General features: G+C 36.3%; 9 protein-coding genes. 8 read left to right on the top strand and 1 reads right to left on the bottom strand.

What is annotated here, in order from left to right:
* The first annotated feature begins 29 nt into the window (after positions 1-29).
* The 3 genes from O3646_RS02095 to O3646_RS02105 all read left to right on the top strand — a co-directional run bounded on the left by O3646_RS02095 (position 30) and on the right by O3646_RS02105 (position 6,911).
* On the top strand, positions 30-6,248 hold the full coding sequence (locus O3646_RS02095; RefSeq protein ID WP_371610455.1) for a DEAD/DEAH box helicase family protein: 6,219 nt from the start codon (positions 30-32) through the stop codon (positions 6,246-6,248).
* A gap of 74 nt (positions 6,249-6,322) precedes the next feature.
* Positions 6,323-6,607 carry a DUF5962 family protein gene (locus O3646_RS02100; protein WP_037606821.1) on the top strand — a complete coding sequence of 95 codons (285 nt, stop codon included), beginning with the start codon at positions 6,323-6,325 and terminating at the stop codon, positions 6,605-6,607.
* 13 nt (positions 6,608-6,620) lie between these two features.
* Positions 6,621-6,911 carry a DUF5966 family protein gene (locus O3646_RS02105; protein WP_371610456.1) on the top strand — a complete coding sequence of 97 codons (291 nt, stop codon included), beginning with the start codon at positions 6,621-6,623 and terminating at the stop codon, positions 6,909-6,911.
* Positions 6,912-6,993: 82 nt separating this feature from the next.
* Here O3646_RS02105 and O3646_RS02110 read toward each other — a convergent pair whose 3' ends face one another.
* Entirely contained in the window at positions 6,994-7,854 is an 861-nt protein-coding gene (locus O3646_RS02110; protein WP_371610457.1) for a helix-turn-helix domain-containing protein, read from the bottom strand.
* Positions 7,855-8,393: 539 nt separating this feature from the next.
* On the opposite strand from O3646_RS02110, the gene O3646_RS02115 reads away from it, so the two are divergent.
* From O3646_RS02115 to O3646_RS02135, 5 genes are all read left to right on the top strand, one after another.
* Positions 8,394-8,993, top strand: a complete 600-nt coding sequence (locus O3646_RS02115) for a hypothetical protein (RefSeq protein WP_371610458.1) — start codon at positions 8,394-8,396, stop codon at positions 8,991-8,993.
* Between the two features lie 566 nt (positions 8,994-9,559).
* Positions 9,560-10,000: an SMI1/KNR4 family protein gene (locus O3646_RS02120; RefSeq protein ID WP_371610459.1), complete on the top strand. Its 441-nt coding sequence runs from the start codon at positions 9,560-9,562 to the stop codon at positions 9,998-10,000.
* A gap of 253 nt (positions 10,001-10,253) precedes the next feature.
* The gene (locus O3646_RS02125; protein WP_371610460.1) at positions 10,254-11,000 is read left to right on the top strand and encodes an RHS repeat-associated core domain-containing protein; all 747 of its coding nucleotides are present in this window, start codon (positions 10,254-10,256) and stop codon (positions 10,998-11,000) included.
* 9 nt (positions 11,001-11,009) lie between these two features.
* A complete protein-coding gene (locus O3646_RS02130; RefSeq protein WP_049514522.1) occupies positions 11,010-11,687 on the top strand; it encodes a hypothetical protein in 678 nt (225 codons plus the stop codon).
* 322 nt (positions 11,688-12,009) lie between these two features.
* A complete protein-coding gene (locus O3646_RS02135) occupies positions 12,010-12,375 on the top strand; it encodes a hypothetical protein (RefSeq protein WP_049514524.1) in 366 nt (121 codons plus the stop codon).
* Positions 12,376-12,383: the final 8 nt, after the last annotated feature.

The following is a 12,383-nucleotide window of genomic DNA, read 5'->3' on the forward strand; positions in this document are numbered from 1 at the left end:
CTATTTTCGTATAGATGAAAGGAGCAAGTATGGAAGTAATGCAATTATTGGCTATGTTTCGTGGAACAATTCCAAAAGATAGAGAGAAAATGGACTTATTTCTTCGTTATCAAGCACAACATTTTGATGAGAAATGGCAGGACTTAGTAGAGAGTTTTTTGACTGAAGAGGGAAAGATAAAAGAGATACCTCATGTCTATTCTTTTCATCAAGATATTGTTTCTTTCCTAGAGGCCAGTTCTGAAAATAATGACCAAGATTTAGAAAGTTACACAAGAAATTTTGGACAAGCAGGTCTAAGTAAATTATCTCAATTAAGCAATTGGGAGAAAAACTTGGTTCTAGAAGTCGCAACCTATAACCTTTCCACTCGATTTCACATTCAATCTGAAAAAGAAGAACTAGAACAACTAAGTGAGCTTGTATTTTATCAGAATCAGGATGTCAATTTAGTCAATGTCTATCGGGTTGCGAATAATCTATCTGATCGCATTAGTAGAGATATAGAGAAGTTTCTTCTAATGGTTGATTCCAAAGAACTAAAAAAAGAGGTTCTTGAGATTCATTTTGAAGAAAAAGAGGGAGATGTTCTAGCCTATTTGGGTTCAGAATTGATGGCTACTTTAGATACCGTTACGGATCTTGTCCATCATGAAGAAAACTACACACAACTCCCACTGACACAAAAGCTGAAGATTATTACTCATTTTGATGAAGTGAAAGCTATAAGAGAAAAGTCTAATCAAGTAGAGGAATCTTTATCTCCTTCAAGTGATATTGAACAGGAAACGGAAGAAACGAACTCTTTTTCTAATGTCGATAAAATTGTAGAAGAAGCTTTGAGGGAATATCCAATTGGTTCACAAGTAAGTTATAAAGGACAAGTATTTCAGTTGGTTTCGATTGAAAATGCTCAGTTAAATGACTTGGTTCGCCTAGAACTATTCAGTGATTCCAACCAGTTATTTGAAGAGAATCCTATCTTATACTTGAACAGTTTGGAAGAGATTGAACAAGTGTTGTCTCATGTAGAACTTGAAAAAGAAGATTCAGAGATTGAGATTGATCCATCAAGTGAAAGTCAGGAAATAGATTTGTTTTCCTACCTGGAAGAAGATAATGAAAAGGAAAAGGACAAGGAAACAAAACCTTTAATTTCAGGTATAGAAGAGACGGATGTTACTGTTCAAGATTTTGTTTTTCCAGATGACTTAGAGGACTTTTATCCTAAGACAAATCGAGAAAAGATTGAAACGAATATCGCCGCAATTGAACTTGTTAAAAGATTAGAAAAAGAGGGACGACAAGCGAATCCAGAAGAACAAGAGCTACTCGCCAAGTATGTCGGCTGGGGCGGTCTTGCCAATGAATTTTTCGATGAACTCAATCCAAAGTACGAATCAGAACGTTTAACTCTTAGGAGCTTAGTAAGTAAATCAGAATACTCCACCATGAAACAAAGTTCTCTTACAGCCTATTATACAGACCCAATGATTATTCGCCAGATTTGGCAAAAATTACTGGATGATGGTTTTGAAGGAGGAAGGATACTAGATCCTTCTATGGGGACTGGGAACTTCTTTGCGGCGATGCCTAGAAGTATACGAGAGAAGTCAGAACTCTATGGGGTTGAATTAGACAGTGTGACAGGCGCAATCGCAGAACAACTCCACCCCAATACCCATATTGAAGTGCGAGGATTTGAAGAAGTTCCCTATCAAAATAATAGTTTTGATTTAGTCTTAACGAATGTTCCTTTTGGAAATTTTCGCATTGCCGATAAAAACTATGATAAACCTTATATGATTCATGACTACTTTGTCAAACACTCACTTGATTTAGTAAGAGACGGGGGACAAGTTTCGATTATCTCATCTATCGGGACAATGGATAAGCGGACAGATAATGTCTTACAAGAGATTAAAACCAACACTCATTTTTTAGGGGGAGTTCGTTTGCCGGATACGGCTTTTAAAAAGATTGCAGGTACTCGAGTGACCACAGATCTCCTATTCTTTCAAAAGGATCAAGCAAAGAATCTTAATGAGGAGGAACTTGTCTTTAGTGGCTCTATTCCCTTTGAGGAGGATAAGCGTGTCTGGATCAATCCTTATTTTGATGGGAAATACAATACACAAGTTTTGGGTGAATATGAGGTACGTAATTTTAATGGAGGAACCCTCAATGTTAAGGGGGAATCAGAAACATTAGCTACTGAAATAATGAAAGCATTAGAGAATGTAGAAGCACCTAAACAAATTGACAATTCTTTGAAAGCACCTGTTTTTATCCAAGAAGAAGTGGATAATTCTATCCCAAGTCATATACGTGAGAACTTAGCTCTATATTCTTTTGGATATGAGGGAAATCAAATTTATTATCGAGATACGCATGGCATTCGGAAAAGTTCAAAAGTAGACGAGATTAGTTATTATGTAGATGAGAAGGGAGATTTTAAAGCTTGGGACAGTTCCTTGTCTGAACATAAAATAGATCGATTCGTGCAACTTCATTTGACAGATGAGGAAGCACTAGATGTATACAAGTCAGAAGAAGCGAGTAAAAGAGGGAAATATAAGGGCTTGTTCAAAAAAACGGTCTTTTATGAAAACCCCTTATCGGATAAGGATATTAGTCGCATTAAGGGTATGGTTGATTTGAGAGAGACATATCAAGCCTTAATTGAAATCCAACGCCATCCAGATTATAGTCGGACAGATTTTCAGGTATTACTTAGTAAACTCAATCGTGACTATGATCGGTTTGTAAGCCAATTTGGATACTTGAATGTCTCAGTCAATCGGAACTTATTTGATAGTGACGATAAGTATTCTTTACTAGCAAGTTTAGAAGATGAATACATTGATTCTAAAGATCAGAAAGTAAAATATAAAAAATCTTTAGCCTTTGAGAAAGCATTGGTTAGGCCGGAGAGAGTGATTACAAGAGTTTCAACGGCTTTAGATGCCTTAAACTCCAGTTTATCAGATGGTAGAGGGGTTGATATAGACTATATGGTATCAATTTACCCTGAACATAGCCAAGCAGCTATTTTAGATGAGTTGGGTGACCAGATCTTAATGGATCCAGAAAGCTATTTAAGAGGGGAAAGAAAATATCTTTCTAAGAACCAGTTTTTGTCAGGAGATATTCTCAACAAGATAGAAGTAGTTCAACTATTAGTAGAGGAAAACAATCAAGAATGTGACTGGTCTCATGCTTTAGATTTGTTAGAATCTGTTCGCCCTCCAAGGATTCATCTGGCAGATATTGAGTTTAAAATAGGGTCACGTTGGATTCCTCAATCCGTTTATGGTAAATTTGCCTTTGAATGTTTTACCAACCGTGAATTTGAATTGTCTTCGCCTGATGTTGAACAAGTCATTGAAGTGAATCCTGTCGATGGGCAGGTTCATTTAAGGACATCATTTGCTTATCGCTATCCAAGTGCCAAAGATAGTAGTCTTGGAGTCAGTGGCTCACGTTATGATACAGGAAGAAAGATTTTTGAGAATTTACTTAATTCGAACCAACCGACTATTACTATGACTGTTACGGAAGGGGAAAAGAAAAAGACCATCACAGATTTGGAAAAAACCTCTGTTCTAAGAGCAAAAGAGCAGCATTTACAAGAGCTCTTTCAAGAATTTGTCTCACGGTATCCAGAAGTCCAACAAGTCATTGAAGAAAGTTACAATCGTCTTTATAATCGAACGGTTAGTCGAGAGTATGATGGTAGCCATCTAGTCATTGATGGCTTGGCACAAAACATCAGTCTTCGCCCTCATCAAGAGAATGCCATTCAAAGAATCGTAGAAGAAAAAAGAGCTTTATTAGCTCATGAGGTAGGTTCAGGAAAGACCTTGACCATGCTTGGTGCTGGGTTTAAATTAAAAGAGTTGGGGATGGTTCATAAGCCCTTGTATGTGGTGCCCTCTAGTTTGTCTGCTCAATTTGGCCAAGAAATCATGAAATTTTTCCCTACTAAAAAAGTCTTTGTGACCACTAAGAAAGATTTTGTGAAGGCGAGAAGAAAACAATTTGTGTCACGTATTATTACAGGAGATTACGATGCCATTGTCATTGGGGATTCTCAATTTGAAAAAATCCCTGTCAGTAAAGAAAGACAGATGAATTATATCGAGGATAAACTCAATGAACTACGAGAGATTAAAACACATTCTGAAAATAAGTATACCGTTAAAGAAGCAGAACAATCAATAAGTGGTCTAGAGAAACAATTGGAAGAACTCCAACGTTTCAATCGTGATAGTTTTATTGATTTTGAGAACTTAGGAATTGATTTTCTCTTTGTGGATGAAGCACATCACTTTAAAAATATTCGTCCAATTACTGGACTTGGAAATGTAGCAGGGATTACCAATACAACCTCTAAGAAGAACGTGGATATGGAAATGAAGGTTCGACAGATTCAGGAAGAACATGATTTTAAAAATATTGTCTTTGCGACAGGAACACCTGTTTCCAATTCTATTAGTGAGTTGTATACTATGATGAACTACATTCAACCGGATATCTTAAAACGCTATCAAGTTGATTATTTTGACTCTTGGGTAGGTGCTTTTGGAGAAATTCAAAACTCTATGGAATTAGCTCCTACAGGGGATAAGTACCAACCTAAGAAACGATTTAAAAAGTTTGTCAATCTACCTGAGTTGATGAAAATCTATAAAGAAACAGCCGACATTCAAACACAAGATATGTTGGATTTACCTGTTCCAGAAGCTCGTATTATACCTATTGAGAGTGAGTTAACTGAAAACCAGAAACTCTATTTAGAAGAATTAGTTATGAGGTCAGATGCGGTTAAATGTGGAACAGTTGATCCAAGCCAGGATAACATGTTAAAGATAACAGGTGAGGCACGGAAACTAGCTATTGATATGCGTTTATTAGACTCTAGTTATAGTCTAGCAGACAATCATAAACTGCTTCAGGTAGTGGATAATGTTGAAAGAATTTATCGTGAAGGAATGGAAAATAAGGCTACTCAGATGATTTTTTCAGATATTGGAACACCTAAGAAAAAGGACAATGGCTTTGATGTTTATTCTGAGATTAAGGCTTTATTAGTTGATAGAGGAGTCCCTAGTAAGGAAATTGCCTTTGTACATGATGCCAATAGTGATGAAAAGAAGAATAGTTTGTCTCGAAAGGTCAATGCAGGAGAGGTGCGGATCTTACTTGCCTCAACTGAAAAAGGAGGAACAGGTTTAAATGTTCAGAGCAAGATGAAAGCAGTTCATCACCTGGATGTACCGTGGAGACCAAGTGACATTCAGCAACGCAATGGACGGATTATCCGACAGGGAAATGAAAACAAGGAAGTGGATATTTACCACTACATTACCAAAGGTTCATTTGATAATTATCTATGGGCAACTCAGGAGAACAAACTTCGTTATATTAAGCAGATTATGACTTCTAAGGAGCCGATTCATGCTGCGGAAGACATTGATGAACAGACCATGACAGCTTCTGATTTTAAAGCACTAGCAACAGGTAATCCATATCTCAAATATAAGATGGAACTAGAGAATGATCTAACTCTATTAGAAAATCAAAGACGCGCCTTTCAACGCAGCAAGGATCACTATCGTCATACAATCTCTTACTGTGAAGAAAATATTCCCATTCTTGAGAAACGATTAAGCAAGTATGAAGGCGACATTCAACAGTCTGAAATGTCGAAAGACCAATCATTTTCTATGACAGTAGGTAAGCAAGCTTTTGAGCAACGAGCTGAAGCAGGTGAATCCCTACACCGTCTTATCCGTCATAATCAATCTGACAGCAAAGAATTTCGTACCCTAGCAAGTTATCGAGGATTTGACATTAAAATGCTTAGTCTTCCAACAAATCAACCTCTTCCTGAAACCTTCTCTGTTAAGATTGTAGGAGAAAATCAATATTCTGTCAGTTTAGATTTGTACTCTCCTTTGGGGACAATTCAAAGGCTTCAGCATACGATTGATCACATTAAAGAGGACCAAGTGAAAACTCAGAACTTATTGGATGAATTAAAGGATAAATGGAATACTGCTAAGGTAGAAATTGAGAAAAACTTTCCAAAGGAAGAGGATTATCAAACTAAAAAGGCCGAATACAATGTACTCGCGCCATTGATTGAAACGGAAACGGATTTAGATATTATTGATCAGGCCTTAAGACAATTCCATGAAAAAGGAAAAGAAAAGCAAGAACAACTTTCTTTTGAATTGGAGTAAAAAATAGATACAAATAGCGGACAAGAAAAGGAAAGCGCGGTAGAATAAAGATAGAAAGAAACGAGGTAACAATTATGATGGAAGATACCTATTATCAATTAGAAGAGGCTTTGGTACAGGGATTTCAAACACCTGAAGAATACCATGCCTACAAGGAACTAAAGGAACATTTTGAGGAAGTGACGGGGGATTACAGTTTTTCTAAACGAGAGCTCACTAGTCAATTGGAAATCGCTCTTCAGAATCATCGAGGTGTGGACTTTGAAGAACATGAGAAAGAGGAGTATTTGGACTTAGTTCAAAAGCTAGAGGTATTTGATTCCTCTCTTGCCACCCATTATTGTCAATTGATTGACTAGAAAGGAGAAAGTCATGAATGATTTACTCCTTATCCCAGTAATTTTTTTATCAGTAGGAGGAATTCTCATTCTTTTATGGAGACTCTTTCTTATTGCCAGTGGACTTTTCCTTATTGGTTTTGTCAGTTTTCTTATTTTCGTGGAGGGATATGGAATTTATCTGTTCTTTACAGAGACTGAACTTTACACGGAAGATTTGGCACAGAATGGATTATTTAGTTTTACGATTTTCTTTATCATCGTTAATTTAGTTTTACTTGTATTAGTAAGTTTGGCGGGATACAAATGGAAGAGGGGATATTAACAAAAGTGGAGAAAACTATATTAGTTCCTCTCCACTTTTACGTTTCTAGCTAATTGGTAATTATAACTTATTACGATTGAAGTCACCTATCCTTATCTTTTAAAAAATGATCAATCTTAGCCATCATGAGCTTGTGCTCGTATATTTTACAGATATCACGAGCCTGTAAATAATAGTCAAGAATTTCATCGTGCTTTAAAAAATCTTTTCCGGCATTTGCAACGATAGTTAAAAGAGGCGCCAGCTGATAGCTGGTCTCTTTTTGTTTACAAAAGTCAATGGTTTCTAAGGCTTCTTGGACGGCTTCTAATTCCTTACCTTTAGAGTGTAAATAATAGGCGAAATTATGTTTAACTCGAATATAACCAAATAAATACTCTTGGTGGTTTAAATCTTTTTCCTGATACAAACTGATAAGAAGTGAGTTATTTTCTTCGTATTCTGCATCACGCCCTACAGAAAAATAAAAATTAGATAAAGTATTGAGGAGTTTAAGATACACAGATGAGCTGACCGAAAGCTTTGGCAAAGTGTTTTCTAGACTGGCGATAGCTTCATCTTTGGAACTATGTAAGTAGAAAAGGATAATCGCTTGAATCCATAGAAGATAAAATTCATCCTCAGTAGACAGATACTGATACTTTTCTTTTTCTAAGTTTAAGAGGTATTTTAAATCCTCGTAATTACGATCTTCAAGTAATTTTTCTGCTAATTTCTTAAACGGTGCTATATTGGAAGTCATTTCAATCTGTTCATCGAAAAAATAATCTAAGGGAACTTGAAGCCGATTTGCAAGTTTATAGAGTAAATCAGTAGCAGGCATATAGTTACCACGTTCTATTTTGCTGATTTGGCTTTGCTCACAAATTTCTTCGGAAAGTGTTTTTTGTGAGAATCCTTTTTCTTTTCTCTTGGCTTTTAGTTTATCAGATAATATGCTCATCTTTAAACCTTCTTTAAATAAATTTACGATTAATTATATACTTTTAAAACTAAAAATTTATGTACAATTGACTTAACTAGAGCTAAACCATTGATAAAACTGAATTAGAAGGATAAAGTACACTCATTAAGCAGTGTACTTTATTTTTGTTTTGTACATTATTTGTTGATTGCTTAATCAATACTACATCTCTATCAGGCAATTCAGACTTCATTTAGTCCTCTAAGACCCACGTTGAGGTGGTATCACTGCTTGTAAAAGATTAGAAACCTTTGAACGAAAGGGAGAATGAAAAGTGTGAAGGTAGCTTCTCTAATCGAATAGAGGGTAAGAATCAAAGTAATAGTTCAAGTATGGCTTCTGGATACTATAGTCTGACATGCTATCAATCTATTTCAGAAACTGGACAAATTGCCTTGAAGGAACTGAAGTGGATTTATAAGAGACTGTGACCGAGAAGTTCCAGTCTTTTTTTGGGTTTTAATGATATAATGAGATTATAAACGTGGATATTGTTTTAATTTTCTGGAGGAAGTGTAATGTTGAATTTAGTAAAAGGTCACCAAGTTAGCTTGGTAGAAAACCTGTTTGAATCATTTACAAAGTTAACTGAACATCATTTGATGGCGAATGTACACGCAGAAAAAATATTAGAGGTTTTTCAACACTTTATTGTGATTCATGACGAGCCCTTGTTTTTTATTTTGGAATTGCCTGTCAGTATTGATAGAGAAAAAGTGATAGCAAAGAATATTATCAAGGAATCCCATAAGGATGTTTATTATATTGATGGCTGTTCAAGAGAGGAATGCCTAGCACTGTTGATTAGATACGGTGATTTGCTTATTAATGATGGACTAAGTCAGTTTGGATTTGGTGGGCATAAAAGTCATGATGAGATCATGCTTGATAGCTATAATGTTGTGACAATTTATAGTGAAGAACTATCAAAATTTAATGACTTTTTTGAACCTCATAATATTCAATTTGTAGAAGAACTAGTGACAGCTTGGAAAACTTTTTCTAAGACCTCACCAGGAATCTCTGAACTCTATGAGAGTAATGGAAAAAATGTTTATGATTTGCCTGAAGAATTAGCTGAATGGGGAATATATTTAGCTGAAACTCGAACAGAATAGGCATATTTATAGGATTAGAAAGAGAATATTTCTATTCCTCTAATACCCCAAATTTAACTTTAGTAAATTTATAGAAGGAAAAGCTAGATGTAAGCACACGTTGATGTGTGAGTATTGCTCGTGAATGATAAAAGATAGGGTATAATTCATTACACTGTTTTTGGATAAATATTGTTAGTCTGTAACTTTTATGTTGCAGTTTTTCAATTTATACATGGTATAATTAAAATAATAAAATAAAGAGGATTTTTTATGAGTAAAGAACTAGTATTTCAAAGTGTAGAATCACTACAACAAGTTGTAAACGTAATTAATGAGAGGCTGCGGCATCTCTTAATGATAAAACACGTACAATAAGAGAGAGTCCAATCCCAGAAGTGTTAGCTGGAGCATTGGGAGCAGGTATTGGTGGCACAGGTACACAACTCTTTATTACAGAAAGATTTCATAGAGATAAAGCACAAGCTGAGACGCACGATAAATTTCGTGAGGTCTATTGAAAAAAAGTGCACGGGATTATATTGGAAGTTGTAAAAAAACTCATATTGAAAGGACTAATACTAATCATGAAAGAAATATCAAGCATAGAAAAAAATTTAAACATCTTGTTTCCTCAGTCATATAAAAATACCCTTGATAAATTCAATTTGTTTATGGAGATTGAATTCAACAACTATCAAATTAATCTGTTTAATGAAGAATCGTTGTTTGATAACTTAAATGGCTTTCCTCAATGGTGCTATTTAAAACACCTAGTAGAGATAAATAAAGAGAAACAACAGATGCCTAATATTGTAGAAAGGCATGACTCAAATGGATATATTGACTCAGAACGAGTAAAAAGAGGTTTGCTGTTTGGCTCTTTAGCTGATGGAGCGTGCGTGTATTTTGATTTGGAAGATGATTTCTCAATATGGGAGTATTGGCTAGATGATGGAAGCATCGGGAAAATAGCAGACAATTTCGATGAAATTCTTGAATATGGAAAAATTATAGATTTCGAGTAAATGTAAATTGTATCAAGGTTTAACAAACTCATAAGCTCGTCTAAAATAATTTTCAGTCGACCTTGCTCTATACGCTTACCCTTACCTGCTTCGTCTAAAAGGAAAACGGCCAGCACCAATGGAAAGTGCCGTCTAAAGAAGAGAACGCCCGAAACGATTTGCCTGAAACCGACTGGCGCGATGTGCAGTACGATATGCTGTACCTGCCCGTTCAGAAACCATCCGCTACCACTATGATTTCAACGGCAACCTCTTGTGGTACGGCGAATACACCGCTTGGGGTCGTCTGAAAAAGGATGAACGCGTTTATCGGAACGCGCACCAGCCGTTCAGACTGCAAAACCAGTATTATGATGAAGAGACCGGACTGCATTACAACTTGATGCGCTATTATGAACCTGAGGCCGGTAGGTTTGTGAATCAGGATCCGATTGGGTTGTGGGGTGGTAGTAACCTTTATCGGTTTGCACCTAATGCGCCAGGATGGACTGATCCCTCTAGTTTTATAGCTAGGGCATTAGTTTTCTTACCAGAAATAGATGCTGTTTTAACTGCTTTAGGGCAAGCTGCACTAACAGCAATTGGTATTGGAGCAGTTTTAAGTCTAAGTGGTGATACTTCAAAAGAGAAAAGTCAGGCTAAAGCACAGTCAAGGGTAGCGGTAAAGGCAGGCTCTTGTCATGGAAACTGTAAAAGTTCAAAAAAGCCTCAGCACGGATATAAAATTTACGATAAAAGAACGGGACAAATAATGGAATATGGTATCAGCGGAGCAACTAGAACAAAGGCAGATTCCTTTAAAACAGAAAATAATTCGCCGAGGATCCGAAGCAAATTGAGGGTTAAGTATGGTGGCGATCCTAATTATGCAGGCTCGGTAATGATTGATGGACTGCCAAATAGAGAAGCAGCTTTAGCGTGGAAAGAGGCACAGGTACGATTACATAAACTAAAATATGGCTCCCAGCCTCCAAGGCAAAAACGACCTATAGTTGATTAGGAGAAATTTATGATTAAAGTTATAGACTTACAAAGTGAATATAATATAAATCCAATATTTGCGGATTTTAGTAGACAAGCCTACGCCATTCCAACGCTATATGCTAAATCTCTGCCTAAATTTGAATCAAAACAGATTCATACCTGTTTGATTGTTTTGTATCCTCATGATGATTTCCCAGAAAAACCGAATATAAAAGGATTTGCAGATTTCTATCTGTATTTTAATTTTGATAAATATTTTGTGTCTTCTGATGCTGAGAAAAAAATGATGCAATTAGAAGCAGTCCATCAAGGAATGTTGGGAATTGCAGTCGAACAGGGGTGGAATACAGAACCATTTGAAATAGCATATCAAGCATGCTTAGATGCTAATCTCATCTTAAGTACTCAAATTAAAAAACGCAAAATGAGTCCGAATAGAAAACAGTATTTGTCCATATTTGCATATTGTGATCTCTATCATTTTAAAATTAATTGGGTAGTATCTGATAAGAAAGGGGCAATCCTTCACGAAGGATCTCTATTTTCAGAAGAACCTTCTTTCTTGGCTATGGGCTATCGGTTGAATTTCCGTTGGATAGATGACGAACATTTTATTGTTGAGTCCAATTACAAAGGATTGATTTCAGATACTTGGGAAGTTGATATTTCGAATGGTGCAGTCCTAGCAACTTGCTGGTTTTAGCCTGTGTGAAACTTCCAATTTTGACGTGGCGTGTGTAGCAAGCCGTAGCCCGCACAAAACCTTCAGTCCTGACGTAGGGTGTGTGCGGAACGAACGCACGCGGTTTCTGCTTTTCAGACGACCTTTGTTGTACTGCGCCCTGCCATTACTACACTTACGATGAATTATTATACAGGCTCAGTGATAATTGATGACTGCCAAATAGAGAAGCAGCTTTAGCGTGGGAAAAGGCACAGGTACGATTACATAAACTAAAATATGGCTTCCAGCCTCCAAGGCAAAAACGACTTATAGTTGATTAGGAAGTAAGGACTATCCAGGTGTGGATAATTGGAAAAATGTTGTCCTAGAAAAAGGGACAATATTGTTTACACTGTATCCACATGGGCCGGCAGGTATGGCTTCTGCCTCTGAGAATTATTTTGTTCGAGGATACGCTGTACGTTCTGCAAGAGGAAATGCCAGAGCATTTAACGATTCTGTACAGGTGAGACATAGTGGAAATGCTACTGCCGCACGTGACATGAGAAAACAATTACATATATTTGTAGTAGAAGAAGATATTTGCGTAGGAAAATCAAAAGCAAATAAAAAATATGGCGATGGGGGAGCAACCCAATATTATATTCGAGATATGGATAAACCGAAATTAACAAGTACTGGCAACCTTCGATCTTTCAGGAGGTAAAATTACAT

It is taken from the genome of Streptococcus sp. 27098_8_148 (assembly GCF_041432105.1).
In the GTDB taxonomy this organism is placed as follows: Bacteria; Bacillota; Bacilli; order Lactobacillales; family Streptococcaceae; genus Streptococcus; species Streptococcus parasanguinis_AE.